Origin of the sequence: Eubacterium limosum, from assembly GCF_000807675.2 — a bacterium.
GTDB lineage: Bacteria > Bacillota > Clostridia > Eubacteriales > Eubacteriaceae > Eubacterium > Eubacterium limosum.
On the sequence record NZ_CP019962.1, the window covers coordinates 938,863 to 965,588 of the forward strand.

The 26,726-nt window shown below is 40.2% G+C and carries 23 protein-coding genes; 18 read left to right on the forward strand and 5 right to left on the reverse strand.

The features are described 5' to 3' along the window. Window positions 1–31 precede the first annotated feature (31 nt). Together B2M23_RS04325 and arsD are read left to right on the forward strand one after the other, a co-directional pair. Complete coding sequence (locus B2M23_RS04325; RefSeq protein WP_158308574.1) at window positions 32–415, forward strand: ArsR/SmtB family transcription factor; 384 nt, start codon at window positions 32–34, stop codon at window positions 413–415. Between the two features lies 1 nt (window position 416). Continuing rightward, window positions 417–803, forward strand: a complete 387-nt coding sequence (arsD, locus tag B2M23_RS04330) for an arsenite efflux transporter metallochaperone ArsD (RefSeq protein ID WP_013378595.1) — start codon at window positions 417–419, stop codon at window positions 801–803. Window positions 804–941: 138 nt separating this feature from the next. Here the strand turns inward: arsD and B2M23_RS04335 are convergent, their stop codons facing one another. Then, a complete protein-coding gene (locus tag B2M23_RS04335; RefSeq protein ID WP_013378596.1) occupies window positions 942–1,331 on the reverse strand; it encodes an arsenate reductase ArsC in 390 nt (129 codons plus the stop codon). A gap of 98 nt (window positions 1,332–1,429) precedes the next feature. Between B2M23_RS04335 and B2M23_RS04340 the strand changes: the two genes are divergently transcribed. The 6 genes from B2M23_RS04340 to B2M23_RS04365 all read left to right on the forward strand — a co-directional run bounded on the left by B2M23_RS04340 (window position 1,430) and on the right by B2M23_RS04365 (window position 7,699). Further along, window positions 1,430–1,741 (forward strand): thioredoxin family protein, encoded by a 312-nt coding sequence (locus B2M23_RS04340; protein WP_013378597.1) that lies wholly within the window; start codon window positions 1,430–1,432, stop codon window positions 1,739–1,741. A 31-nt stretch (window positions 1,742–1,772) separates the two neighbouring features. Further along, entirely contained in the window at window positions 1,773–3,521 is a 1,749-nt protein-coding gene (locus B2M23_RS04345; RefSeq protein WP_013378598.1) for a vWA domain-containing protein, read from the forward strand. A 26-nt stretch (window positions 3,522–3,547) separates the two neighbouring features. Next, complete coding sequence (locus B2M23_RS04350) at window positions 3,548–4,462, forward strand: AAA family ATPase (RefSeq protein ID WP_013378599.1); 915 nt, start codon at window positions 3,548–3,550, stop codon at window positions 4,460–4,462. Window positions 4,463–4,902: 440 nt separating this feature from the next. Then, complete coding sequence (locus tag B2M23_RS04355; protein WP_013378601.1) at window positions 4,903–5,403, forward strand: sigma factor-like helix-turn-helix DNA-binding protein; 501 nt, start codon at window positions 4,903–4,905, stop codon at window positions 5,401–5,403. Between the two features lie 500 nt (window positions 5,404–5,903). Continuing rightward, window positions 5,904–6,290: a hypothetical protein gene (locus tag B2M23_RS04360; protein WP_013378602.1), complete on the forward strand. Its 387-nt coding sequence runs from the start codon at window positions 5,904–5,906 to the stop codon at window positions 6,288–6,290. Between the two features lie 137 nt (window positions 6,291–6,427). Further along, window positions 6,428–7,699 (forward strand): tyrosine-type recombinase/integrase, encoded by a 1,272-nt coding sequence (locus tag B2M23_RS04365; RefSeq protein ID WP_038351944.1) that lies wholly within the window; start codon window positions 6,428–6,430, stop codon window positions 7,697–7,699. A 349-nt stretch (window positions 7,700–8,048) separates the two neighbouring features. Here the strand turns inward: B2M23_RS04365 and B2M23_RS04375 are convergent, their stop codons facing one another. Further along, complete coding sequence (locus B2M23_RS04375) at window positions 8,049–9,542, reverse strand: hypothetical protein (protein WP_038351943.1); 1,494 nt, start codon at window positions 9,540–9,542, stop codon at window positions 8,049–8,051. Window positions 9,543–9,820: 278 nt separating this feature from the next. Between B2M23_RS04375 and B2M23_RS04380 the strand changes: the two genes are divergently transcribed. The 5 genes from B2M23_RS04380 to B2M23_RS04400 all read left to right on the forward strand — a co-directional run bounded on the left by B2M23_RS04380 (window position 9,821) and on the right by B2M23_RS04400 (window position 16,971). Beyond that, a complete protein-coding gene (locus tag B2M23_RS04380; protein ID WP_052237187.1) occupies window positions 9,821–10,843 on the forward strand; it encodes an EAL domain-containing protein in 1,023 nt (340 codons plus the stop codon). A gap of 64 nt (window positions 10,844–10,907) precedes the next feature. Continuing rightward, on the forward strand, window positions 10,908–13,334 hold the full coding sequence (locus B2M23_RS04385) for a vWA domain-containing protein (protein ID WP_038351942.1): 2,427 nt from the start codon (window positions 10,908–10,910) through the stop codon (window positions 13,332–13,334). Window positions 13,335–13,354: 20 nt separating this feature from the next. Beyond that, window positions 13,355–14,848 carry a SpaH/EbpB family LPXTG-anchored major pilin gene (locus B2M23_RS04390; protein ID WP_038351941.1) on the forward strand — a complete coding sequence of 498 codons (1,494 nt, stop codon included), beginning with the start codon at window positions 13,355–13,357 and terminating at the stop codon, window positions 14,846–14,848. A 3-nt stretch (window positions 14,849–14,851) separates the two neighbouring features. Continuing rightward, window positions 14,852–15,685 carry a class C sortase gene (locus B2M23_RS04395; RefSeq protein ID WP_038351940.1) on the forward strand — a complete coding sequence of 278 codons (834 nt, stop codon included), beginning with the start codon at window positions 14,852–14,854 and terminating at the stop codon, window positions 15,683–15,685. A gap of 947 nt (window positions 15,686–16,632) precedes the next feature. After that, window positions 16,633–16,971 (forward strand): helix-turn-helix domain-containing protein, encoded by a 339-nt coding sequence (locus B2M23_RS04400; RefSeq protein WP_038351939.1) that lies wholly within the window; start codon window positions 16,633–16,635, stop codon window positions 16,969–16,971. 111 nt (window positions 16,972–17,082) lie between these two features. On the opposite strand, the gene B2M23_RS04405 is transcribed toward B2M23_RS04400, so the two are convergent. Next, a complete protein-coding gene (locus B2M23_RS04405; protein WP_038351938.1) occupies window positions 17,083–18,900 on the reverse strand; it encodes a GmrSD restriction endonuclease domain-containing protein in 1,818 nt (605 codons plus the stop codon). An 80-nt stretch (window positions 18,901–18,980) separates the two neighbouring features. Beyond that, window positions 18,981–21,770, reverse strand: coding sequence for a DNA methyltransferase (locus B2M23_RS04410; protein ID WP_038351937.1), 2,790 nt, complete (start codon window positions 21,768–21,770; stop codon window positions 18,981–18,983). 254 nt (window positions 21,771–22,024) lie between these two features. Here B2M23_RS04410 and B2M23_RS04415 point away from each other — a divergent pair, with 254 nt between their 5' ends. Next, a complete protein-coding gene (locus B2M23_RS04415; protein ID WP_038351936.1) occupies window positions 22,025–22,666 on the forward strand; it encodes an endonuclease III domain-containing protein in 642 nt (213 codons plus the stop codon). A gap of 489 nt (window positions 22,667–23,155) precedes the next feature. Here B2M23_RS04415 and B2M23_RS04420 read toward each other — a convergent pair whose 3' ends face one another. After that, complete coding sequence (locus tag B2M23_RS04420) at window positions 23,156–23,482, reverse strand: hypothetical protein (RefSeq protein WP_038351935.1); 327 nt, start codon at window positions 23,480–23,482, stop codon at window positions 23,156–23,158. A 326-nt stretch (window positions 23,483–23,808) separates the two neighbouring features. On the opposite strand from B2M23_RS04420, the gene B2M23_RS04425 reads away from it, so the two are divergent. The 4 genes from B2M23_RS04425 to B2M23_RS04440 are packed head-to-tail and all read left to right on the forward strand — an operon-like array spanning window position 23,809 to window position 26,721. Further along, window positions 23,809–24,357 carry a 2-oxoacid:acceptor oxidoreductase family protein gene (locus B2M23_RS04425; protein ID WP_038351934.1) on the forward strand — a complete coding sequence of 183 codons (549 nt, stop codon included), beginning with the start codon at window positions 23,809–23,811 and terminating at the stop codon, window positions 24,355–24,357. Beyond that, window positions 24,358–24,660 carry a 4Fe-4S binding protein gene (locus B2M23_RS04430; protein ID WP_038351933.1) on the forward strand — a complete coding sequence of 101 codons (303 nt, stop codon included), beginning with the start codon at window positions 24,358–24,360 and terminating at the stop codon, window positions 24,658–24,660. After that, window positions 24,657–25,841 (forward strand): transketolase C-terminal domain-containing protein, encoded by a 1,185-nt coding sequence (locus B2M23_RS04435; protein ID WP_038351932.1) that lies wholly within the window; start codon window positions 24,657–24,659, stop codon window positions 25,839–25,841. The genes B2M23_RS04430 and B2M23_RS04435 overlap by 4 nt, the downstream gene beginning before the upstream one ends. Continuing rightward, complete coding sequence (locus B2M23_RS04440; RefSeq protein WP_038351931.1) at window positions 25,831–26,721, forward strand: thiamine pyrophosphate-dependent enzyme; 891 nt, start codon at window positions 25,831–25,833, stop codon at window positions 26,719–26,721. The genes B2M23_RS04435 and B2M23_RS04440 overlap by 11 nt, the downstream gene beginning before the upstream one ends. Window positions 26,722–26,726 lie beyond the last annotated feature (5 nt).

Sequence of the window (26,726 nt, forward strand, 5' to 3'; positions counted from 1 at the left end):
TAAATTCATGTGTGTTGGAATGGAGAAAATCATGATCATAAATATATTAAAAACTTTATCTGACGTCAATCGTCTGAGAATCTTAAACCTTTTGAATCAAAAGCCTTTGTGCGTGTGCGAAATAGAGTATCTGTTGGAATTAAACCAATCGAATCTTTCCAGACATCTGCGAAATATGAACCAGTTGGGGTTACTGGATACCTGGCGCGAAAATAAATTTGCTTATTATAAAATAAACGAGGATTTTGTAAAGGCGAATCCTTTTATTATGGAAGTGTTTGACCGATTGACCGAAGAAAAGCAATTACAGGAAGATTTGGACAATTTTAATGCGTATATAGCGGAAAACATTCCCTGCGCATGTGTGACAAAAATGCTTTTGGAAAAAAAGTATGAACAGAAAGAAGGCAGTTAAAATGAAGAAAATCGAAATATTTGATCCGGCAATGTGTTGTTCAACAGGTGTTTGCGGCCCGGGTGTTGATCCTGAATTGCTGCGGATGGCCACCATGGTCAGCAATCTGCAAAAAGCAGGAAAGGAGATTAAGCGGCATAATCTTTCCGAAGAACCGCAGGCTTACATTGATAATGCAGCAGTAAATGATGTGATTCTGAAGGAAGGAGCAGATGCACTGCCAGTTACAGTGGTGGATGGCGCAGTTTTGAAAAAAGGCGAGTATCCGACAAACGATGAATTACTTGATTGGAGTGGGATGTCAAAGGAAGAATTGGTAACATTATTAATTCAGGAAAAAGTGGCACAAAACGGTGGCTGCTGCAGTGGCGGAAGTGGCTGTTGTTAACTAAAATGAATAAATGAAAATGCAAAAGGAAGCGATGTTAGCGTTGCTTCCTTTTTTTGCGATAAAATATTACCCGTATTCGCTATAGAAAAGCATTTGAGAATATGCTAAAATAATTATATAATTATAAATGAATTGTCACTTAAGTTTTGACTTTAGTAAGAGTATCTTAGTTTCGATCTCTTTTATTGTTTTGAGAAAGACCGTGTCATCTTTACCAGTTGGATCATCCAGTCCCCAATCCATATGAATTGAGCAGGGAATGTGTGGACAAGTAACATTACAGCCCATTGTAACGACAATATCAATTGGGGGTAAGGATTCGAGGAGTTTTGGTCTTTGGGTTTGTTCCATATCAATATGATAATAGGTTTTCATTATGCGGACAGCATCGGGATTAATATTTGATTTTGGTTCGGTACCAGCACTATAACTTTCAAAAACATCACTGGCAAGATGCTTTCCGAGGGCTTCTGCAATTTGAGAACGACAAGAATTATGTACACATATAAAGGCTACTTTTTTCATTTAGTGCTCCTTTTAAATAAGTTTATTATTATATTATTATATCACTAATATAAAATCAAGTATTCAACGTTAATTTTATGATTTCAGGAGGAAATAAAATGTCGATTTTGGACAATATGTTTGGAAATGAAGATTCTATGGAAAAAGCAATGAAAGAAATGGGTGAACAATTTTTTTATATAAAAGTATTAGGTGCAGAAGAACCGGAGTGCACCCGATTGCTTCAAAAAGCCCAGGATGCTTTGGCAATTTTGAAGAAAGAAGGACAATGCGAGAGAATTAAAGATTCTGAAAACATTGCTGGATGTAAAGTAACAAGTCAGGCGGTATTAGTGATTAATGATTGTGTAATAAAAAATGGCAGCAACCTTGAAATTGAGGATATTGTTGAATTGTTAAAAAAATTTTAAAGTAGTTGTTGTATGGAAAAAGAGGTTCAATATGAACGAAAATATACATTGGGAATATGATGACTGTGAATTTGATAACAGGGTTTCAAATCTGATGTGGACGATTTGCGGCGATTACACAGCACAAATGGGGCCAAAAGAAAAAGCAAGTTTATCAAAAAATATTGCACTCTATTATGGGATTATGGCAGGCGGTCGTCGGAAATTTATTGATTGGCTGAAAGTAAACGGTTATGTAAAAGGTCGAATCAGACAGAATTTCAATCTTGAAAAACTTCAAACTTTAATCTTTTTAGCGGTGAATCCAATGGTAATCAGACAGATATCCAAAGAGCGTCCGGGTGTAGCAGACATTCAAAAAGAAGCGTGTTCCGAAATCGTTACACTGCTTAAAAATCCAAAATCACAACAGTTTTTAGATTTGGTAGAATTTGCGATTTTTGAAGCATTAGCCGAAATTAGCAGCAAAGCAGAAAAAAACGTTCTGGCAATGAGCCAAAAAATTTTAGAAATCTCACGATCGGATACCACTGAAGAATTTATTAATGGGGTGGATAACCTTTATATTGAATGGCAGAATGTCAAAGAGGTAGAACCTATCCAGTATTTACTGGATGAAAACAGCAAAAAAGAAGTTATTAACACCGAAGAATTCATTAATAAGTCTGTTGATGATCTGCTTCAAATAAAAGAGCTGAGAGAAGTGGAGCGGGAAGAAGATAATCGTGAGGAAGAAGAATGGGAGATTGGAAAAACGGAGGTAGTCCTTGTTAATCAAAATGATGTTGATAATATGCAGAAACAGGTCGCGCATTTTTGCGGAAGTCCCTATTTAGAAATTTATCAGACTAAAAAACTTCAAAATACTTTATGCAAGGGGGCACATCGTGATTGTTGTTTGCATTTTACGGATGGTGTTTTAAGAAGTAAATGTGATAGTGATTTCAAGAAAAAATATGCATTAAGAGACCAACACCGCAATATCAATGTTTATCAGGAAAATTTGCGTATTTATACGCGGACGATAAAAAGACTCCGTGACGCGTTATTACGTACTTTAACGATGGAGCGTTCTAAGTATCCTGTTCTGAGCGATTGGGGAAGTATTAATGCAAGAACAGTATGGAGAGTTGGAAAAACTCCGACAAGTCGTCTATTTGAGCATTTTGAAAGTAATGATAAAGGCGGGTTTGTTGTTGACCTCCTTTTAGATAGCAGTATGTCTCAAAAAGGGCGTGAGCCGTTAGTGGCGATTCAAGCCTATATCATTGCAATGGCATTACTAGAATCTGGAATACCTTGCAGGGTGACTGGTTTTAATTGTTTTATGAATTTTACAGTCATGAAGCGTTTCCGAGATTATTCCGATTCAATAAAAACGACAGAAAATATATTTGAGTATTACTGCGAGGGTAGCAATCGGGATGGTTTGGCAATTCGAAGTATTTGTGACGGATTATACCGACGTAGTGAAGAAAATAAAATATTAATTATTTTAAGCGATGGAAAGCCCAATGATGTTCATATGGAATCAACGGATAGAACAAATCCATTTAGGGGAATATTAGCATATAATGGAGGATTGGGCGTTGCAGATACGGCAAAAGAAGTCCGTGTTGCCAGGCAGCGAGGAATTTCAGTGTTAGGCGTTTTTACAGGCGATGAGCGTGATCTGGAAGCAGAAAAACATATATATGGCAAAGATTTTGTTTTTAGCCGAAATATTAACCATTTTGCGGATATTGTCACGACCTATTTAAAAAGAGTTATTACAAATTAAGATTACTAGAAAAAGGATAAAAGAAAATGACTATTTTTGAAAAATTAGAAGAACAAGGCGTTAATGAAAAATTAATCAAGGATGTTGAATGCTTTAGAAAAGAGTATCTTGTTGCTGAAAATCTTAAAGATCGTATACCAAAATGTGAAACGATTTTTTACGGAAAGGATATATGGTCAATGTGTATTACCGCTATATTAGAGGGTGAAAATATTCTTTTGAGTGGGCCAAAGGCAACAGGTAAGAATGTTTTGGCCGATAATCTTTGTGAGGTTTTTGGAAGACCTCAATGGAACACATCATTTCATGTTAATACTGACAGTACAAGCCTTATTGGAACGGATACATTCATTGACAATGAAGTGCGTCTGCGCCGCGGATCTGTTTATGAATGTGCAGCGAATGGCGGATTCGGTGTTTTCGATGAGATTAATATGGCAAAAAACGATGCGCTTGTTGTGCTCCATTCTGCACTTGACTATCGAAAAATTATTGATGTGCCAGGATATGAAAAAATTAGTCTTGATCCCGCGACACGCTTTATTGGTACGATGAATTACGAATACGCAGGAACAAAAGAATTGAACGAAGCATTAGTATCCCGTTTTATGACTATAGATATTCCTCAGATTGATGAAGAAACGCTAATGGTTATTTTAAAACAAGAATTTTCTGATGCAAAAGAGGATATGTTGCGACAATTTGCTGGAATATTCCTCGATTTGCAGGAAAAGGCAATGAACTCAGAAATTTCAACTAAATCGGTGGATTTAAGGGGAATCATGGGAAGTTTGAGAACAATACGACGTGGTTTAAAACCGATGCTTGCGATTAATATGGGTGTTATCGGAAAAACTTTTGATCAATACGAAAAAGAGATTGTCTATGATGTTATCCGAACACGAATCCGAGAGGATTGGCTACCTGAGGATATATTTTAGATGTATTTTTTTGTTATGATTGCGCTTAAATTCGATATCTTATTTTAGAAAAAAGTAAATCAAAAAGTAAATCAATAAATATTTTAATAATTAATATAATAAATATCTTTATTCATTATATTATGCTTAAAAATATTGCTTATCCCACCTAAAAATGGTAGAATAATAGTATCTTAAGAAATGCTTAAAGAAAAGAGGGAGTAGAAATAGGTATACCTAAACAACAAAATGAAATATTCTATATTATTTTTATATTTTAACTGTTTGTTGTATATGTAATAATAAAACGCTTCTAAGTATTTTCTAAAACTAAAATTTTTACATTGTGTAGGGCACGCTTATTTCACTGAGAAATATCGTGCCTTTTTTTTGCGTTACCCTCGCGGTCCGCCTCCGTTTAATTTGAACTTTAAAAATCAAATTGAACGGAGGATAAAACCATGAAAGCAACTGCAAAATGTTTTGTTAAGAATGAGGTCGGCCAGTATGACGAAATCACTTACGATGAGCTTTGTAAGTATTGTGAAGCTTACCCAGAGGAGTATGCAAGCAAAAAATTCTTTCCATTACAAGGGATGCTTTTAGAAGTAACACCAGAACAGTATAAATCTTTATATCGAGATTTAGAAAGGCAAAGATACTTAAAAAACTTAGATGATTATTATAATCCTATTTCACTTAATGAATTAAAAAACGACAAGAGTATGCTCATTAAGGCAAATGTAGATGTTTTTAAAATTGTTGAGACAGGAATGTTATTGGAATCGCTAGAAAATGCGTTAAATCAGCTTAACGAGCAGGAAATGTTCATCATTAACGCGTTGTTTTTTGAGCAGAAAACAGATACAGCACTTGCCCGGGAAACAGGCATACCCAGATCAACGATTACCAGTCGAAAAATAAAGATTCTCAAAAAGTTAAAGAGCATTATTGAAAAGTAAGTAATTCACGAGCCTAAACCTTTTTGGTTTAGGCTCGTTTCTTAAGAAATCAAAAAAGCTTCGACGCTTTTCAGATTTTTTCCTATATAGATATAAGAGGATAAATATTAAGATCAGAAAATTGATTTTAAAATGATCACAATATCCATTTGAAAACAATTGTTTCAAATCCTTTTAGGTCTTTGAAAACTGAATTAAGATTATTAAGGTAGACCCCTTGATCCGGCAGTGAGCGACGTTAGCGCAGGCGCATTTGCGGTCAACTACGGCTATAAAAAATTCATGGTAGTATTTTTTGCAAGGATACTGGAGAAAGGGCAATGCGACGGTTATGTGCTGCTCTCTATGCAATATGGAGAGAGGGAAGATGGGTTCGCTTTACCTTCGTCGGTTTCTAACCAAAACCGATGCCTTAATAATGCCTTGTCGGTGGTGTATGGCAAACCGACATAGAAATAAATTGTTTAAAACATCTTTTTAATAATGAGAGGTGCCTATAAATGGACAACAGTATTTTAAAGATACAGAATGAAATATTAAGCAGAAAAAATATCTGTCACGAGCTTATTATAAGAAAAAAGAGCGCGACAATTGAATTAAATAACGTGACTTTAAAAAATGCTGTTAAAAAAGAGCAAGAAGAATATTATTCTAACTTACTTAAAGCGTTAAATGTGACAATCACAAATGAATCAAGCCGACTTCAGAAAAATTATGATAAAGAAATACTTGGCTCCAAAGAATTAAAAGATTTCTTTCAGGTTAGCGACAAAACGATTCAGGAAAAACTCTACCACGACCCTACTTTTCCTTCGATTTTTATCACGTCGAAACGTAAAGGAATAACGCCGCTAAGGTTAGTTGTATATACACTGGCTAATACATAATTGCATTGCATGAAAATATATTATACACTGTTGGTGTACCGTATATTTAAAAAATGACAATGTCAGATGTACTGGAAGCTAGAAGAAATGCAATACTTAGTGCGATTGAAATATTGAGATCAAAAAAGATCGTGAGTATGGAAAGCATTGATAACCAAAGAAGAGAAAAAGGGAGCGGTGGATTAAGATATCGTGAGGAGCGTAAAATATGGGAAGCTTCCATTGATTTAGGGATTGATTCAAATGGAAAACGAATCCGAAAGGTGCGTACTGGAAAAACAAAAGAAATCGCTTTTAAGAACCTTGAAACAGCAGTAATGGACCATTATTCCAAATTGGAAGAGACGCTTCACAAAGAACTTCTTGAAATAGAATCCCAGATTGAAAAAGAAAAAATAAATAAAAATGGGATTCTCTTATCTGAATTTTACAAGGAATTTGTCAATCAAAAAAAGCGTGGTTATGTGACGGACCGGACGTTAGGAACCTATGTTGATAATTATAAAACAATCCAAAAATATCTTAAGAACGTTACATTACAGGAGACGGTTGATAATATTGAAATCTTTGAAAAGTTTGCAAAAGACTTACTGCTTGGAAAAAAGCCGATAGTAAAGACTACTTTTTTAAGAAAACTAAATTTTATTGAACAGACATTGGATTATGCAGTTAAGAAAAAATTGATCGAAAGCAATATCTTGAAAAAAGAAAAACTTGAATTGCCGTTGTGTAAAAAGAAATCGAGAGTGGTAAGAGAGGTAAGTGTTGAGGATTACCATAAACTTATAGAATGCAGCCGAAAAGAAAATTTCTTTGTTTATGTCATGGTTACGGCTTTGCTTGCAACGGGGTTGCGTATTGGAGAATTGGCAGGCCTTAAGATACAGGATATAGATAAAGAGAATAAAAAAATAGCGGTTACAAAGACATTGACCTATAATATCGAAATTGACGAGGACTTTAACATTACAAAACGTGGTGTCATTACCGTTCCGCCTAAGACAGTATCGGGAAACCGATTCGTTTATGTACCGGATGAGATTATCGACAATTTTATCAAACTGCATGAAAGTTATCGTGAAGATAAAAAACTTATGGAAAAAATCAGGCAGAAAGGAAATAAAGATTTTATTTTTATTAGCCAACGGGGAACCGCTGTACAACCAAATGTGCTAGCATTAAAACTTAGAAACTTTGCGGAGCGTTGCGGAATTGAGGGGATTCATCCCCACCGCTTTCGGCATAATTTTGCAACGGCAATGGCACGTGGAAAGGTATCGCCTACTGTTGGTGCAAAAGTTCTGGGACATTCCAATCCAAATATGTTTTTAAAGGTATATACGGATGTTAATGAAGAAGATAAGAAACAGGCATGTAAGGCTGCGGTCGAAATGATTCAAGGTTTATAAAAATAGTCAGTATAAACTAAAAAATAGTCAGTAAGCTAAAATTTAAAAAAAGAAAAACTTCAAAAACCTAGTATTTATGCGGGGTTCAGGGCTCTCCAAAGTTGTTGGACTCTGAGTGTACTCAAGTGGCTATAAGAGGTGCCCCTGCTAAGGGTATAGGCCGTTAACGCGGTGCGAGGGTTCAAATCCCTCCTTCTCCGCCAACAATAAAAAAACGCTGGTTTTCAGAGATTCTGAAAGCCAGTTTTTTTATGCAAATAATAAAAACGATGAGATACTAAGGAGCAGATTAACTTTTAGTCATGAGTTAATCTGCTTTTTTATATTTAAAGACTTCGTGAGGTTTGAGCTAAATGATTTTTCCTTCGCTTAAGGCTTGTAAAATTTGAATGTTGTATTCCTTTTGCCGATGCTCAATAGAGTAGTTGTTTGTTACAAAAAATTTGCTTGCGTCAATGGCCATGTTGACGAGATTGACATCATCCCAAAAAATAATCTGGTATTCGCTGGGGAGACAGGAGGTGTTAAACACAAGGCTCCATAAGTTTCGTTTTACCCACACACAGGGTATTTCCTTTTGAAAGCCGTTAGAGAGGAGCATAGCTCTAACGTTAGGGTAAGCTTCTAAAAATTCAACGGTTTCTCGAAGATGCCGCCGGTATTGTTTGGGCGTTTTTTGGATCTGGCGATTGGTGATAGCAGAAAGCTCATATTCGATGTGATACTCAAAGGAGAGGGCTTTCTCGAGTGAACCTAAAATTAAATTATAAACCCCAAGGTAATTTGGCGGTGTTGAAGTCATGATGTGACGCAGATAGGTATAATACTGCATACAGCGAGTTCGTACATTGCCATGAATGTTGTTATTGTCTAAGATTTCTGAAAGCAGTTCTGGACTCATGGTGGTAATGCTGGGGTAACCTCCGTAAAAAAGAAGGTCTTCTTTTTTTGTGCTAAAAAAATTTATGTTTTCTAAAATACGGTCTATGTCTTTGGCGGAGTTAGTCACAAGTACTTTGTTACCATACAGCTGAACGACTTTATCAAAAAGTTTTGTATATTTATGGAGGTTAAGCGGATCGGAAAAGAAGTTGGTGTGAATAGGAATGGAGGGCTCGTCACTGTCCAGTCCGATTGACACACAACCGTCGGATACCAAATAGATACAAGGTAAAAGTCCCTGTATGCGGTCATTATCAATGATATATTTGTGAATATTTTTATGAAAACGGAGGATTCCCACTGCGGCAATAAAGTTGATGTAATGTGGACGGATTTGGTCGCTGGAAAAGGCAAATTCGACGTGGAAGTTTCGCTCCATTAACTGTTTTAATCGCGTGATAGTGTTTTTAAGATAAACAGGGTCTCGGCAGAGCCAGGATATTTGCTCCAGCTCCAGTATTTTAATGGTGCCGGGAACCGTCATTTTTTCGGCCTGGCATAAAACCAGATTTAGAGCTTCCTGCCTGCCTTCAATGCCGACAAACACCTGATGTGAAAGACTATCTTTTTGCATAGGAGCTTCAGCGGTAATCATCGTCTCTGGCGGTGTGCTTAGATAGAGCTTCAGGAAATCACGAATTTGTCTTGGATTATCAAAAAGTTCATCGGGATACAGGTCATATAAAAAGCCAACGAGCGGCTTTTGAGGCATGGCGTCGTTTTGCTCAAGCATTAATGACAGAATAGGCTCGAAATAAGGAGAACGCGGTGTAAGCCTGCGGCTGCCAGTACGCCATTTGCTGACAGTCGTTTTATCAATATGCAAATATTCTGAAATCTCATTAAGGGAAATATCAAGCAACGCCATAATTCTGCCAAATTGTGTTCTATTTTTTGCCATAACTGTAGCCTCTTTTCATTATGGAAATTTTAATACTTTTGGTGATTTTTTCATATTGTAACATTATCATTGGCAAGTCTCAATGCCAATGACCGCCTTTTTGCCATTTTTAAGGAATAAATGACACTTAAAAAGAGGTTGCCAGTTAATTGCCAAATCTCATATTCCTATATTCAAAATTGATTTGATTTTGTAAAATAGCATCAGACGAATTTAACAAGTTTGTTTCCTTTTTAAGAACGACTTTAATAAAATGTTAAACATGAAAGGAGAGGTACATGGTATATGAAGCAACCATCCTATCAAGCATTATAACGTTTATACTTACGTCATTTGCTTTTTATATACGCATATTAAAAATAAATAAACACAAAAAAAGAATAAAATTTGGACGACCGGGAAAAAGCTTGCCAAAGGCAAAAAAGTCAGGCGCTATGACGGATCGGGTAAGTGTGGTTGGTGCGTGTGAAAAGGATAAAAAAATGTTAGTAGAAGAAATAAGTAAAGCCACAATGGAGGCTGCACTTAAGGAGGGCGCTTTTGAGACTTTTCTACAGCCTAAATATGAACTTCAAAACGAAAGAATTGTTGGTGCCGAAGCGCTTGTGCGCTGGATATCAGGTGGAAAAAATTTTCTTTATCCCGATTGCTTTATCCCCATCTTTGAAAAAAATGGTTTTATTATCAATTTGGATTTGTATATGTTTGAAAAGGTGTGTAAGATCATTCGGTCCTGGCGTGAAGCCGGGATTGAGGCGGTGGCGGTATCCGTTAATTTTTCAAAGCAGCATTTATTGAACGAACACTTTGCCCAAGAATTGGGAGAAATTGCCGATGCATGGAAAACGCCAAGAAATTTCTTGGAAATTGAGATCACTGAAAGCATGGCGATGGAAGACATTGGACAGATGCGCCGGTCTTTTGCAGCACTTCGAAAAGAGGGATTTTCAGTGGCGTTAGATGATTTCGGCAGCGGGTATTCGTCCCTTGGTTTTCTTAAGGATATGCCCATTGATACTGTAAAACTGGATAAAACCTTTTTTCACAAGGTTGAAAATCATCAAAAATTTATGACCGTGATAAAACACATTTTGCTCATGGCGCACGAACTTGATTTAAGCGTTGTGGCCGAAGGCATAGAGACAGAAGCTCAGATAAACCTGTTGCGGCAGCTTGACTGTGACATGGTGCAGGGTTTTTACTATGACAAACCAATGAGAGCGTCGGCTTTTGAAGATAAATTAAGAAAACAGACTAAAAAGATTGGAGTTGATTACAGTGCGATACATACCGTTTTGTAATAAAGAAAAGCAAAAATGTGCTTTTTCAAAATTAAAGCTCTTGATAAACAGAAGCGGCGCATGGTTGAGCATCCTTATTCTTTGCTTTGTGTTTGTGTTGAGCACAAGCAGCGTCAGCCATGCGGAGGACTATCCGAATCAAGTGGTTTACAATCCAGCGTTTCAGACTTCGGATGATACATTGCTTTCCTACAGGAAATCCATTGAGCAGACAGATAAGGATCGTTTTAAAATTACATTAGAAGCTGTTACCAGTCAGGATATAAAAACCATTGACGGAAAAAGCGGGTCCATTGTATTGGTTCTTGACAACTCAGGCAGTATGGGCTGGGGCGATGAACCGACACCGGCCACCTATGCCCGGGATGCCCTAAAGGAATTTGCCAAGGAATTTTTAAAAGATGGGAGTTCTGGCAATAAAATAGGGCTGGTTACCTACGAAGGCGGAGGTGACGCTCCGAATTTTGATGCCTATGATGAGATTTATTATTATTCCAATGAGTATTCAATGACGGGGGATGTGGAAGTGTTTGAACAAGTCGTTGACGATCTTCAGGCACCAAACGGTGAAACAGACATACAGATGGGCATAAAAAAAGCTAGAGATATTCTGGCGGCAGATACCTCTGGAAATCCTCAGTTTATTGTATTATTTAGTGATGGCGTCGCTAATCGTTCGGCCAGTCCAACAGCTGCCGGAAGCCTTAGTGATGTTAATATAATCCCCCATAATTTTGCCGGAAGAAACTATAACATGACTTTTAAATTTGATCGCTTTGATTATGGAGTAAAGGGAAGTCCTGTTTACAATGATGGTATTTATACAACAGATGCAAATGTTAACGGACATATGGTGTCGGCAGTATCAGAAGCGCTGTTTGCTAAAGCACAGGGAATTGATCTTTACAGTGTGTTTTATCATAATCCTGCGCTGAGTGACCTTGAGTATGGACAGGGCGTATTTATCATGAAAAATATTGCATCTTCTGGACAGTATACCGAAATTGCTCCAGGGAACGCGGGCGCTTTTGCTGAAATTTTTACAGAAATTGAAAAGCAGATTCAGGAATCCATCACACCGTGGTATGTTGAAGACCCGATGGCAGATTATATTGAATTTATGGGCTTTGAGGATGATCCCAAACCGCCGGAAACAGCTTTCGATGCGGATACAGGTATATTGAAGTGGAACCTTCACGCGGTTGATGGCGTGCCCGATGAGGAAGGGCGTTTTCATTATGCGCTTACCTATCATATTTTGCTGAAATCTGACGACGAAGGCTTTCAAAATACGCGGTCCTATCCGACAAATGGCACAACAACACTGACCTATCAGAAGCTGACGGGAGAAATGGCAGAATCCAATACCGTTGATTTTGAGGTGCCAGAGGTTAAGGGGAGTTCAGACAATGTCAATCTTATACACGTGCAGGCTTTAGATATGATTGCTTATCAGGAAGGAAATTCGGTTTCGGGAGATCCGTTTCCACGTCCGTATTTCACTTTTTTTTGGGATAATAATGGACAGCCAGGACAGCCGCTGACACAGGAAGAGCTGGATATGTTAAGTTTTACCATTGATGGACAGCCTTTTGTGGAGGGTGAGCATACCTTTTTTATCTATCCGTATCCTTTTAGATCACAATATGTTAACACGTATACCGGAGCTGTACACAACGACCCACAGGCGCTTGATGAAGCGCCGGGAATCTACCAGATTCAGCTCACAGCTCAGGATTTTGAGACAAAGCATGGCTATACCATCAACGCTACCGATGCTCAGGGTCTGCAATACGATTTTCGGCTATCACAAAATGGGCAGCTGGAAGTTCGGGAGCAAAGCGAAATGCCAACGCAGTATACACCCTATAAGACAGGCTCTGTACCAGAAAATTTTGAATCACCGCATCCGGCAGTCTTTGTAGAAGCGGAGGCTCAGCTGAAAAACACAGCAGGAATTTCGCTGAACGCATCTCAGATTGCTAATGTTACATTGATGTCCGATGGCGTTTTGGAAGATGAAGCCAATGGTATTACCAGTGTTTTGGACCAGCGGAGCGATATGAAAAATAAATCTTATGAAGTAAAATATCTTCAATTGGTTGATAATGAGGATGGCAACATTGTTGTTGAGTCAAGCAGGGATGTAACTGTATTTTATCCTTATCCACAGGAGATGACCAGCGATGATGACTTTATGGTTTTTCACTTCTATGAGACCAACCGCGCCGCTTACGCTAATCCGGTTTATGCAACCAGCGACCCACTCGCGATCACAAAGCTGGAGAATGGCATACAGTTTACGACAAAAGGCAACATGGAAGGCTTTGGCCCCTTTGTGGTGGCTTATTCAAAAGCAAACTATGGTACTGGCGCAGAGCTGCCCGAGGCCGGAGGAAGTGGAAAATCCCCCTTTATGATAGCTGGGCTTCTGATACTCATCGGTGGAGTAGGTGTGGCGCGGTACGTATGGATAAAGTCTAAAAAATAACAAAAAAACAGGAGAAAATTATGTTACAGAAAATAAAAAAATTAAGCATTCTCAGCCTGTTGGCAGTGCTGCTATTAACGTTGAACCCAACGACCTTTGCAGCGCCTGTCACCGCTGGAAATGGGAATTTAACGATTGACAGTATGGGAAACACAAAGCAGTCTTTTGAAAATCGAAAGATCAATGTTTACAATTTATTTTTTATTACAAGTATCAATGATGAAAACATTGTTTATGAGGTCAATCCTAACTATCAGGCAGCCTTAATAACCGCAACGGGGATTGAAGCCGCCGGACAAACTGACGCGGAAATTAACGAGGCCTTGGTTAACTGGCTTGAAAGCAAAATGCCATCAAATAGCCAGGAGATTAAGGCGTTTGCAAAAAAATTGAAGGACGAAATTGGTACGGCGGAACCGACGGCAGCTGTAACGGGTACAGACGGTGCAACAAAGGTTGAATTTTCAGACCTTGACTGGGGATATTATCTGATTTTAGACGCAGACGTGGCAGAGACAAACAGCGGAATGGCAGCGTCCTACCCGATGCTGCATTCCTTTTATTTGGATAATGAAACGATCTACGTAAAAAGTGACTTGCCCACCATTGACAAAACTGTCAATGGTGAGAAAGGAACCGCAGCGCAGATTGGCGATACTGTAAGCTACACGATCACCGGCAAAATCCCCAATACAACAGGATACAGCACCTATACCTATAAAATTACGGATACCTTTTCTGAAGGCTTGAGCTTTAATAACGACCTTGAGGTACTCGTCGGAAATGAGGATGTGACTGCGGCAGCGCTTATCACTACGCCAGACGCGCCCTATACGTTCACTGCGGCGATCCCTATGGTTGACGGAGCAGGCGCGCCGATTTATACAGCGGGTGATGACATTACGCTTAACTATACGGCGGTGGTTAATGAAAACGCCGTAATGGGCGAAAGCGGCAACAGCAATGACGCAAAGCTCTTTTATTCCAATGACCCCGGCGATGAAAGCTTAACCGATTTTTATGAGATACCAGAGCTGCCAAAGGTGTATAGCTTTGGATTGAATGTAAATAAGATTGACCAGGATGGAACCCCCTTGGACGGAGCCGTTTTTACATTAAGCGGAAACGCCAGTTGGGCCAATAATACCGGCAAAAATGGCAGCTTTACTTTTTACGGTCTTAAAAGCCTTGAAACTTATACCTTGACGGAAACCACCAATCCAACAGGCTACAAGCCCCTGGCGGCGCCCATAACGTTTAATCTTGAGGCCGTGTATGATGCAACAGGAACACTGGTTTTGCTTGAAGCCAAAAATGTGTCTGGTGGATACAGCATTGATGTAACTCCGGAAGATAAAGGAATGCTTGAAATGACAGTGGTGAATTTTTCCGGGTCAAAGCTGCCAAACACAGGGGGAAGTGGTACGATAGTATATCTATTGGTCGGTGCAGCCTTAATTGGCGGTGCAGTTATTCTGCTGATTGTAAGCCGAAATAGAAAAGGAAAAGTTTAAAAAATGAGACAGCGTTATTCCATAAAACGATGGATAATGTTGATCATAGCCATGTTTATGATAGGGGGAGGGCTGATTATTTTTCTTTATCCAACACTTTCCAACGGCCTGTTTGAATATGAACAGCGCCGTGCCATCGCCAGCTATAAAAAACAAGCAGCGGCTGCAGAAGAGGATAAGCTTACGGAGCTGATGGCCAGAGCACAGGAATATAATGACGCCCTTCTGGGGCTGTCTGCCCCAATGGTATTGGCGGCACGTGAGCTGACGGCCTATAATACCATTTTGGACTTAGGCGGTTCCGGAATGATAGGATATATCGACATCGAAAAGCTGGGGATTCATCTGCCAATCCGTCATGGAACAGATGAAAAAACACTGCAAACCGCGGTAGGACATCTTCAGGGGAGCAGCTTTCCAATCGGCGGACAGAGCAGTCACGCTGTGTTGGTTGCGCATAATGGCCTGCCAAGCGCAGAGCTCTTTACCGATATTGACCAGCTAAACATCGGCGATACATTTCGCATTACAGTGCTCGCGCAGGAATATTATTATAAAATTGACCAAATTTTAACTGTAGTCCCAGAAGAAGCAGAAAAGGCGCTCTCTATTTTACCAGGTAAAGACGAGGTTACGTTGATGACCTGCACCCCTTATGGGGTTAATACACATCGGCTGCTGGTACGTGGCACAAGATACTTCCCCCTGCCCGATGAAAAGACAGTGAAAACAGATGGAGTAGTGATAGATGAGCGTTTTCTGTTGATGATCATGGGCACGGCACTGTTGGTTTTGATAAGTGTGGGCGCAGCCTGGCTGTTGAAGCGAAAATTATAAAAGACCGATGAGTTAAAACAATACAAAAATAAATATAGTGCGAGTTTTAAAACAGGGAACCAAAAGAAAAGCCTTTTGCGTTCCCTTTTCTGTGTTGCGGCTGGAGGGAAAAGGAAGAAACGCTGAAAGAAAAATGAGATACGAAAAAAACTATTAGCCTGAAAAAACAAATAAGAATTGCATATTATTTCAATCTATTCTATAATAAAGAGTATAGAAATAAAAATTGCGGCATCCGCATTGTGGGATCAGCACAATGTGGCATGCGGTGTCTGGGCACCACACCTCCGAGGAGTACCGCAAAGTTAATTATATGCTATTTTCCTTTTTTATTCAATAGCTGTACTTAATTTTGTGATATTGTTGAGTTTTTTCTTGAACTTTCTTAACTGTGTGTGGGTAGCTGCCATGCGCAGTTTTTATTTTCCGAAAGGACGGACGGATGATGGATAGCCTCAGCCCATTCGATCCTGTCGCGTCTGCTATGTTTTCTAATTCTTAAACCCTTATCCGATGGCTTTATCTGATAAAAAGTACATGATTAAAAGGGTAAGGGAGAGAAAGCGTAAACGAACAAATAAAAAAGCGGCGGCATCCAGCCAGGCATCCGACCTCCTGACTGGCTTGCTTCAGGTGAAAACACCACCCTACACAACGGGCTACAGCCACGTACCGCACGTTTTAATTTTACATGATTTTTCTCAATTAAACAAGACTTTTATGTAGATGATAAACGGGCGCAGTGTAAAGCATTTTCAAATCAAGATAAGATAGGGATATCTGGATTATTTTTTGAAGCTGTGTATGGGTATTTACAACAAACCTTGCATGGCTTTTTTGTTTGTGAAGTTTACGGAGGATGACGGGGAGAGCTTACTCTCCCCTGAAAATCCGCAAACGGAACACCGCTAAAAATAATCTATTCACATAGATGGGGAGGAAATTAAATGCAAGAGCTAGATCACAAGGCCATGGGCCTGCGTATCCGCAAGCAAAGAACGTTTCTGAACATGTCCCGGGAGGAGCTGGCTAAAAAGCTTGATATTACACCAACTTTTTTAGCCGATATCGAGCTGGGTACAAAGGGCTTTTCATTAAAGAGCCTGAACCGTTTCTGCCATGTTTTAAAAATGTCGGCAGACGCCATTCTCTATGGTCCCAAGGACTATATGGGAACAAGATACTCTGAGGTTTTGGAACTGCTGGAACGCTGCCCCAGGGAGAAGGGCAGATATGCAGAGGAAATTTTGACATTGTTTCTTTTAAGCCACGATCCGGTGGAGTAGAGGGGAAGAAACAAAGAGAGAAGGGCTGTGGAATTACCACGGCCCTTTTTTGAAAATTACAATAAAAACATCCACGGAGTCAATATAGTTGATTGACTCTTAAAATTTAATTTACAAAGAAAAATAGTATTGTTTTATTTTTTGTGCCATCATTTTACGGCGTTCTAATAAAAATGTTGGATAATCAGAAGCGTTCATACTGATAATACTCTGGGGAATGCAGTTTGTTTCCAGGTTATCAAACAGTTGAGCTTCATCAAGAATAGTGCCTACCGTCATATTCTTATTCTGACATTGAAGTAAGGCGGATCTGAAATATTCATTTGGCGCTTTTCTTCCAATGGCAATGTTCACACCAGTATCTAAATAGGTATAATTAGCTACTTGGTTATAATCTGTTTTATTGGAAAAACCATTTTGTTTTAGATATTCTTTGGGGAAGATATGATGGACATCCCCTGCAGATAGAAGACTGCTTACTCTGGTGCTGTTTGATAATAACGAGTTATCATTGTTGAAAATTTGTGCGGCAATATAAGTATTAAAAAATGGGCTATTTGTAGATGATGTCTCAAGATTTTGAACTAAACGAACATTCCAAAAAGTATCGGCCAACATCGAATCTTCATTTTCATTAAAAAAGGAAATAAACCCTTTGCTTGCGATGTTTCTTAAATCCCGATCCATTTGTGATTCAGGAGATCCGATGTAGCGGCTTGTTAAGGTTGCAAGGACAAACCACTTTTGAACATATTTTTTGACTTGAATTTTTGGGACTTCGCGGGAGTTTTGCAGCATTAAAAAGAGCGTATAGGCGAAATCTAAAGTCATTTTAGAATTTAGCAGTTTAGATGAGATATATCCTGCGGATTTAATGGCAACCAAAAACTGTTCGAAATGGTATTGGTTCATAAAATTCATAACGCCGGTATTTAACTTTTCAAAACTACTGGCAGCAATTTCCTCCTTAAATTTACGATCAACAAAATCACGCCCTGATAAAAGGCTTACAAGGTCACCAAGCTTTCCTCGACCAAATATATGCATAAAAGAGACTCTGAGCATATCATTATAGTCTGGATCATAAATTTCTTCATTATCATTTTTCAACCAACTTAATTTTGAGGCATAAGGACTGTTCATAAAGTCAGGATCTCTTTTTTCAAGCTGTGAATAGAAGGAAGGATCGACGGCCAAATGACAAAAGTAGTCGATGGCTTTCCTTAGCAGAGTGCCACCATAGTTGTCATCAGCAGCAATTTTTGACATAGCAAAGTCTGCTTCATTCAAACGCTTGCCTTGGGAGTTAATACGCACAAATATTTCAGTTACTTCACTGATATCCAATTGAGGAACTAGAGTAATAGCGCCAAGTTGACAGCTTTTAATGGACAGCAGTTGAGAAACTGCACTATCAACAAGGTCTTCATCGGCATCAGGATTCTCATGTAAATAATGGTTGATAAATTTTCTTGTGGAAAAAGTATCTTGAAATACCTCTGAAACATCTGAAATCCAGGCAGAACTGTTAATATGAGCTGGGGTTTGAACGGCGAAACGATCCTCATTGTCGTTTACCAATGGGTTGAAAGCGATTTTGATACGCTTTTCGTTGTAATCTTCGTCTAAAATGGAATAGCCTGCAATTGCAGTCATTAAGGCGGTAATCCGTTGTTGACCGTCAATCAGCACTTTTTTACCAACAGCATCTTTTCCATTTTTCAAACGTACATCTGGATTTTGCCATATAATGAGATAACCTGTGGGATAGCCGTTGTATAATGAGTCAATTAAATCGCGAACGTGTTTCCCTTTCCAGACAAAAGGTCTTTGAATCTCGGGTATGGCAATATCACCAGCGTTAATGTAACCTAAAATTGAGCTTACAGAGTATTGTGTAACAGAATATTTATCATAAGCAGCAGGCATTTGAATCCTCCTATTAGTTGTTGTAGTGTTATTTGAAATAAATTTAGTACAATATATTTAAAAAAATAGTATTAAGCAGTTTAGCTGTCCAAGTTTGAGACAAGCTTTTGATATAGCCGCATTAGCTCAGCAACACATTGGGCTTCTGAGGTATCTTTGACCGATAAACCATAAGCTTGCATCACGGCGCGATCATTGAGTTGATGTGCTTTTCGAAGCTCCGCTGGCATAGTGGCTTCATCATAGAGGTCGGCAAGGGAGCAGTCGGGATAGAGAGCCCGGGCATCTAAAATAGCCTGGGCGGTTTGTTCGATTTTAGATTTTTGAACTTCCGTTGGAGTGGGCCAGGGGAAGTTGTTATAAACAATATCTTTTGAATAACGGTAGTCACTTTTTAGGCGCCCAGCAACTGCTCGCATCCATGCCATATGTACATTAGAAGTAAGAAGGCCAAAATGATATATTAAAGCATCTTCTATAATCGTTGCTGAATCCGTTGGGATTATTTTACTATCGAGAAACCCTAAAGGAATGTATCTTCTGTTTTCTGATGAGACCCTTGGAATAATAATGTAATTTTCAGGATTTTTTACTTCTCGAAATAAAGTAGGTGTGTTTGCTAGTTTTTGTCTGTCTGGCGCACCTTTTAACCGATCTTGCCTACAAGCTTCAACCCGTCGTATAACCTCAGGCATTTTTCTGATTTCAGATGGGGTTGCGCCAACTAACCAGAGACAGTATCTAAGCTTATTATTAATATATTCTGTTGCACCTGTCAGTTGTTTAATATATTTTTTTGCTGAGGGTTCTCTTCTTAAAAAGTCGTCGTATTCATCTGCTTCGATAATTAAATTACCGCCATCAGCAGGACGATTTCCAGTTGTCATTGAAGGTACGTGACATAAAGCTTTTTTTCTACTTTCAATAAAAACTAAAGGCGCATCAATTAAGTAAGGGCTAATATTTTCAACGACATGCTTAACCATCCCATCTATATAAATTACTTGGTTTTTTGAATTGAAGGCTTGACTGAACCCCACAATTACACAGTGTACAGCAGCTTTTTCTTTTGCTTCGCTACTCCATTTAAAGGTTCTGTAAGCAAAATCAATATGAATACCAAAACGGTCATAAAGCGGCTTCCACACACCAGCAACCTGTTCGCCCTGTGTGATGGAATTTGTTGAAACAAAGGCGGTGCGGATTTTGACTTTATCCATGAATTGGGCAGCTTTAAAATACCAGCCTGCCACATAATCAATTTTGCCAGCAGTTTTATAAGGTTTTCCTTCTTCATCAATATAAATTGAACGGATCTCCTGCTTTTGAGCCGGCGTTTGAAGGGAATAGCCAATAAACGGAGGATTTCCCATAATGTAATTTACATTTTCTTTGGGAACGACGCTTTCCCAATCTAGCTGTAGTGCGTTGGCTTCAATAATATTGGCATAAGACTTTAATGGAAGAAAGTCTAAACTAATGTGGATAACATTTTCGGTTTCTTTCATCATCTGTGATTCTGCAATCCATAATGCTGTCTTAGCAACGGTCACGGCAAAGTCATTAATTTCAATACCATAAAACTGGCTGATGGATACCTGTATTGGGCTGTATGCCTGGTCTGTAAAGCCAATTTGACCATAAGTGATCGCTTCTAAAACCTTATTTTCTAGTCTTCTTAAAGAAAGATAGGTTTCAGTCAAGAAATTGCCAGAGCCACAGGCGGGATCTAAAAATTGCAAACTCCCCAATTTGGCCTGATACTCTTTTAGTTTTTTCTCACGCGTTTTATCCACTGAAACGGATTTTATATCTTCTAATTCTTTACGTAAATCGTCAAGAAATAGCGGATCAATGACTTTATGAATGTTTTCGATGGAAGTATAGTGCATTCCCCCGGAACGTCTTGTTTCAGGGTTTAAGGTGCTTTCAAAAACAGCGCCAAAAATAGTAGGGCTGATTTCACTCCAATTAAAGTCATCACTGGCCTTTTCGAGCAGGAGTTCCTTTATCTTTTCGTTAAACTGGGGTATTTCAATGTTTTCGTCTGAAAACAAACCGCCATTAACATAAGGGAATGAGGCAAGCAGAGGGTCCATATAAGGGTCGCGGTTTTCTGGTTTGGTGTCTAGAACCTTAAAAAGGTCTATCAGGGCGCGTCTTAAGTCTCTTGCTTCGAAGCGGCTGAGGTAATCATAAAATTTACTGTGTTTACCAAATATATCGGCATCTTCGGCATACAAACAAAATACAAGGCGGACGCAAAGCATATTTAAACTTTTTAACGATTCTTCATTTGCAGGATTTAGATATTGTTTTAAAATTTCATCGTATAATAGCCCTACAATTTCGCCCGCTTGAATTGAAATTTCCATTTCCCGCTTTAAATGCTCGTTTCCGGTGTCAACAAGAAAAGCAAGACGATAATACTCAGTGGGAAGATTTTCAAGTAAAATTTCTTCGGGTTCATTTGCAGGATTTTCCATATCATAAACGAGAAAAGTACTAAAGTTGCAGGTTACAATCCAGCGTGGGCGTTGAGAATAAGGCAGCTCAGCTGCATACCGTTTCGCCTGCTGTATAGGCTTTAGCAGTGTACCATCGGATTGCTTAATAGGCTTTCTCAGATCTTTTCCTAATCCCTTTTGTTCAATGAGTACATGCGTAGAGGGTATAATGCCATCAATAAAACTGGTATGATCCAGGTGAACCTGATCTTCAAATACAATGAAGTTTTCTGGCTCCTCGATGCCATACACATTTCGAAGTAAAGCAAGCCAAAATTTCTGACTTTCTCCCTTTTCATAACCTTTACCTTTCCAAGTATCTGCAAATTTTTTAGCAGCAATTCGTTGTAAATTGTCCGTCATCTATATATCTCCCATTAAAGCAGAATTATTTCTAGTGTTAGAATTAAGTATAGCATACTGGCTAAAGAAATATAATATTTATGAAAAATTTGAATAGATATTTTATTGTTTTAAAAACGGAGATAGCGGGAAAGAAAAGCCGCTCTCAGAAGCATTGACAAGCGGATTAGAATGGTTATAATATATTTTAGAATATAAAAAAGATTGCATGGCAGTGATGTTTGCAAAATACACGGAATGAGGAGGAGCTTTATATGACAAAAGAGAAACGGGCCCTGGCAATCATTGACCGGCTCAAAAAAGAATACCCTGATGCGGAGTGTAGTTTGGAGTATGACCAGAAAGAAGCTTGGCGGCTTTTGGTGAGCGTGCGGCTGGCGGCTCAATGCACTGACGCCCGCGTCAACGTGGTGGTTAAGGAGCTCTATGCAAAATTTCCGGATGTAACGGCCCTGGCTCAGGCAGAGCCTGAGGAAATCGAGGCCATTGTGCGGCCCTGCGGTCTTGGTAAAAGCAAAGCCAGAGATATCAGCGCCTGTATGAAGATTCTCCGGGACCAGTATGACGGGATGGTGCCAGATGACTTTGACGCGCTTTTAAAGCTGCCAGGCGTGGGAAGAAAAAGCGCAAACCTGATCGTGGGGGATGTTTTTGGAAAACCGGCTATTGTCACAGATACGCACTGCATTCGTCTGGTTAACCGGATGGGACTGGTGGAAAACATCAGGGACCCCAAAAAAGTGGAGATGGCACTGTGGAAGCTCATCCCGCCGGAAGAGGGCAACAGCTTTTGCCACCGCCTGGTCCTCCACGGGCGGGAAATTTGTACGGCCAGGACGAAGCCGCACTGTGAACGCTGCTGTCTGGCGGACATCTGTGAAAAAAATGGGGTTTAGAGAAAACTGCTCTCTTAATGGGCTTGCAGGCAGGAGGCAGATGGCGTATGATTAAGTTAAATCAATGAAGAATAAAGCAGCCAGGCATTGCCGCTGAAGATGAACTTTAAGCCAGCCGCCAAAAACGAATACGCTGATTTAGCTGAATGCGTTAAAGTGAATGGAAAGAAAAGTTGGAAAAGGCGCTTTGCTGGGTGTGTAGTTTACAGTGATTTAGAGATTAGCCAGTGCGATAAAGCTGGCACAATGTGATCCACTTTTGAGTTTAAAACATAAGTATCCGTTTTTGGGAAAGCGCGCGCCTGAAAACAGCTCAAAACTTCAAAAGGGGAGCACAAGAGCCGGAGCTGTCGAACAAATTCTGGAAAAGGGCCCGTTTAGAGTTTGATAACATGATGGTAACGGCAGAAAAAGTATGAAATTACAATTTGACTGGTAATAATGCTTTGCTTTATTAAGCGAGCCCTGGAATGTTTTCCAGGGCTTTTTTTATTTTTTGAAGTCTGTATTTGTATGGTAAAAATAATTTTGGGATTGTCCGTCATAGAGGGCGAGCTTCAGGGGCTTTCGGATGATGGTCAGGGTGATGTCAGTGCTGCTGTGGAGGATGACCTTGGTTTTCTGAACCGTATAGGTTCCATTTCCATAAATGTTGGATTCAAAGGTTTCGTCCGGGTAAAGGGTGATGCAGCAGGTGGAATCGCCTTCTGGCAACCAACTGCCTGGCTGTATTTTCATCGTTGAGGTAACAATCAAAATCATCGAAAAAAACAAGATAATGAAGATGGCTGCAATCAGATTGAATTTTTTGTCCATACGCTCCTCCGGCGATTTTTTCTTATTATAACAGAATAAATATAGCAAGTAAATCAATTAAAATGCAATATTATGATTTTTAAATATTATATAATATTTAAAATTGATTAAAATTCTATAATATAAAAATATAAATTCTACATTATGGAATCAATGAAGTGGGTTTATTTGCTAAAGGCATTTTTGGGTTAAAAATCCCTTTTAATGAAGCACCTTAATTTTTATTATTTTTTTAGAAAATGGAATTGACAAAACCTGATTATGGAACTATAATACAAATATGGAATTAATGATTCCGTATTATGGAATACAGGAGGAAGTATTAAATGATTGAAATTCGTTGGCATGGTCGTGGGGGACAAGGTGCCTTCACAGCAGCCCGGCTCTTGGGAGATGCCGTTGTGTGCGACGATAAATCGGCGTTGGCTTTTCCATCGTTCGGCCCAGAACGTAGGGGGGCTCCGGTATTAGCTTTTACACGAATTGATGATGAGCCAATCAAGGATAGAAGCGATGTTGTCGATTGTGATTGTGCCATTGTGTTGGATGAGACGCTTTTAGGCGCGCCGGTTAAGGCGGGGTTAAAGCCTGGGGCAAAGGTGATTATCAATACAATGAAACCTGCAGAGGCATTTGATTTCAGCGACTGTGAGGACTGCAAGGTTATAACCGTCGATGCGACAGGCCTTGCGCTGAAAATCCTTGGACGGCCCATCACAAATGTCCCTTTATTGGGTGCGCTGACAGCGGCCACAGAGTTGACAAGCCTTGACTCCATCTATAAGGCGATTGATACGCAGCTCCCTGAAAAGGTGCGGGCAAAAAATAAAACGCTTTTGGAAGAAACCTATAATACTGTAAAGGAGGCACTCTAAATGAACCGACCTAAATTATCGCCGCCACAGCCGGCAGGCACGATCGAGCAGCTGCCCATGGGGCCGTCAACACGATCAGGCCATCTGATTGACGTAAGCTCAGGGATGCGGACATTCCGGCCGGTGATCGACGCGGAAAAATGTGTTAACTGTCTGCGCTGCTTTTTAGTGTGTCCCGATGGCACCATTGATAAATCAGGAGACATCCTTGAAATAGATTATGATTACTGTAAAGGCTGCGGCGTTTGTGCGAAAGCATGTAAGGTTGAGGCCATTACAATGATTAAGGAGGCAGACGCATGAGCGAAAAATTATTTGTATCCGGCGACGAGGCGGTCGCATTGGCGGTCAGACAGGCAAAACCACATGTGATTGCCGCTTACCCCATCACACCTCAGACAATTGTAGTAGAACGTCTGGCGGATTATGTAGAGGATGGCAGTCTTGACTGCCAGTACATGTATGTGGAATCTGAACACAGCGCCATGTCGGCTGTTATCGGCTCCGCAGCCATGGGCGCCCGCTCCTTTACCGCAACATCGAGCCAGGGGCTTTTATACATGGTTGAAGGCCTGCACTATGCCAGCGGTTCCCGTTTCCCAATTGTTATGATGAACGCAAACCGTTCACTGGCAGCGCCCTGGAATATTTACGGTGATCAGAGAGACTCTTTATCTCAGCTGGAATCAGGCTGGATTCAACTGTATGTTGAAAACGTTCAAGAAGCCTTTGATACCACCATTCAGGCTTTCAAAATCGCCGAGGATCCTGAGGTCATGACGCCGGTCATGGTCAACCTGGATGGTTTTGTTTTAACCCATACCTATGAGCCTCTTGAGATGACCGATCAGGCGGCAGTAGACGCGTATATCCCGTATCAGGACTACATTAACAAGCTTAATCTGGAGGACCCGGTGAGCACCTGTATTACTGCGGGACCGACCTATAATACAGAGTTCCGTTATCAGCAGCAGATCGCAATGCTGAAGGCTGAGCAGGTGATTGACGAAAGTGACGAGGAATTCGGAAGACTTTTCGGGCGCACCTACGGTGGTATGGTAGAAGCGTACCAGTGTGAGGATGCGGAAGCAATCCTGGTGACAATCGGCAGTGTGACGGGAACAGCCCGTGTCGTTGTGGATGCCTGCCGCGCAGAAGGTAAGAAGGTTGGCCTGCTGAAGCTCCGCTGTGTACGGCCGTTCCCAACGGAAAAGGTCGCAGAGATCGTTAAAAACGCTAAAGCGGTCGGTGTCATGGAACGTGATATCAGCTTTGGATTTGAAGGCGCAGTTTACTCTGATTTTAACTCTGCCCTCAAGCAGCAGGGTGTGGATGTACCGACCTATAATTATGTTGGCGGCTTAGGCGGCCGCAGCATCTCAAAGGAAGACATCAGCAGTATCTTTGACGCACTGCTGGCAGGCAACACTGAAAAGCCTGTTGAATTTATTAATGTAAGGAGGGACATTGATTATGGCGCTTAATGCAAAAACAATCCCAAATGAAGAACTGTTTTATGGTCATAAGGCCTGCGGTGGCTGCGGCGGAGCTCTTGCGATTCGTCTGGCCCTTAAGGTGCTGGGAGAACGAAGCATTGCGGTTATCCCGCCGAACTGTATGTCAACGGTTGCTTTCGTATATCCGCATATGCCATTGTTTGTCAATGGGATTATACCTCCCTTTGCCGCAACTGCGGCAGTGATGTCCGGTGTTTTGGCGGGAGCCAAAGCCCTGGGGCTTGAGGACTACCATGTCGTTGGCTTTGCCGGAGACGGAGGCACCTCCGATATTGGCCTGCAGGCTCTGTCGGGAGCTATTGACCGTAACGATAAGGAAATTTTTATCTGCTACGACAATGAAGCTTACATGAACACCGGAATTCAGAAAAGTGGCTTAACGCCCTATGGGGCAAAGACCACAAACACGCCGGCAGGAAAAAATATTCATGGCGCGGCGCGGCCAAAGAAAAAAATCTTTGAGATCATTGCAGCTCATGAAATCCCATATGCGGCTACTGCCAGTGTCGGCTATCCGGAAGATTATCTGAGAAAGCTGGAAAAAGCCAAAAACTGTGACGGGCCATCCTTTATCCACGTATTGGCTCCCTGCCCGACAGGCTGGCAGACACCCACGGATATTTCAATCGAGCTGGCAAAAGAAGCCGTCGATAACGGCCTGTGGTATCTGGCAGAATATGAAAACAAGGAATTTACCCTGAACCGCAATCCTAAAGAGTTTGCCGATATTTCGGATTATCTCTCAAAACAGGGCCGGTTTTCACATCTTGATGAAAATGACATTGCGCTTATCGCAGAAGGCAGAGATGAAACCTGGGAAAAAATACGAAGAGATTGGGTAAAATAGGAGAA

Coding starts and splice junctions, on each gene's coding strand:
- B2M23_RS04410 (WP_038351937.1), bottom strand. CDS start 21,770: ATGACGGACAATTTACAACGAATTGCTGCTAAAAAATTTGCAGATACT.
- B2M23_RS04335 (WP_013378596.1), bottom strand. CDS start 1,331: ATGAAAAAAGTAGCCTTTATATGTGTACATAATTCTTGTCGTTCTCAA.
- B2M23_RS04325 (WP_158308574.1), top strand. CDS start 32: ATGATCATAAATATATTAAAAACTTTATCTGACGTCAATCGTCTGAGA.
- B2M23_RS04435 (WP_038351932.1), top strand. CDS start 24,657: ATGAGCGAAAAATTATTTGTATCCGGCGACGAGGCGGTCGCATTGGCG.
- B2M23_RS04360 (WP_013378602.1), top strand. CDS start 5,904: ATGGACAACAGTATTTTAAAGATACAGAATGAAATATTAAGCAGAAAA.
- B2M23_RS04380 (WP_052237187.1), top strand. CDS start 9,821: ATGGTATATGAAGCAACCATCCTATCAAGCATTATAACGTTTATACTT.
- B2M23_RS04415 (WP_038351936.1), top strand. CDS start 22,025: ATGACAAAAGAGAAACGGGCCCTGGCAATCATTGACCGGCTCAAAAAA.
- B2M23_RS04405 (WP_038351938.1), bottom strand. CDS start 18,900: ATGCCTGCTGCTTATGATAAATATTCTGTTACACAATACTCTGTAAGC.
- B2M23_RS04350 (WP_013378599.1), top strand. CDS start 3,548: ATGACTATTTTTGAAAAATTAGAAGAACAAGGCGTTAATGAAAAATTA.
- B2M23_RS04365 (WP_038351944.1), top strand. CDS start 6,428: ATGGAAAGCATTGATAACCAAAGAAGAGAAAAAGGGAGCGGTGGATTA.
- B2M23_RS04430 (WP_038351933.1), top strand. CDS start 24,358: ATGAACCGACCTAAATTATCGCCGCCACAGCCGGCAGGCACGATCGAG.
- B2M23_RS04440 (WP_038351931.1), top strand. CDS start 25,831: ATGGCGCTTAATGCAAAAACAATCCCAAATGAAGAACTGTTTTATGGT.
- B2M23_RS04375 (WP_038351943.1), bottom strand. CDS start 9,542: ATGGCAAAAAATAGAACACAATTTGGCAGAATTATGGCGTTGCTTGAT.
- arsD (WP_013378595.1), top strand. CDS start 417: ATGAAGAAAATCGAAATATTTGATCCGGCAATGTGTTGTTCAACAGGT.
- B2M23_RS04345 (WP_013378598.1), top strand. CDS start 1,773: ATGAACGAAAATATACATTGGGAATATGATGACTGTGAATTTGATAAC.
- B2M23_RS04420 (WP_038351935.1), bottom strand. CDS start 23,482: ATGGACAAAAAATTCAATCTGATTGCAGCCATCTTCATTATCTTGTTT.
- B2M23_RS04425 (WP_038351934.1), top strand. CDS start 23,809: ATGATTGAAATTCGTTGGCATGGTCGTGGGGGACAAGGTGCCTTCACA.
- B2M23_RS04355 (WP_013378601.1), top strand. CDS start 4,903: ATGAAAGCAACTGCAAAATGTTTTGTTAAGAATGAGGTCGGCCAGTAT.
- B2M23_RS04390 (WP_038351941.1), top strand. CDS start 13,355: ATGTTACAGAAAATAAAAAAATTAAGCATTCTCAGCCTGTTGGCAGTG.
- B2M23_RS04340 (WP_013378597.1), top strand. CDS start 1,430: ATGTCGATTTTGGACAATATGTTTGGAAATGAAGATTCTATGGAAAAA.
- B2M23_RS04400 (WP_038351939.1), top strand. CDS start 16,633: ATGCAAGAGCTAGATCACAAGGCCATGGGCCTGCGTATCCGCAAGCAA.
- B2M23_RS04395 (WP_038351940.1), top strand. CDS start 14,852: ATGAGACAGCGTTATTCCATAAAACGATGGATAATGTTGATCATAGCC.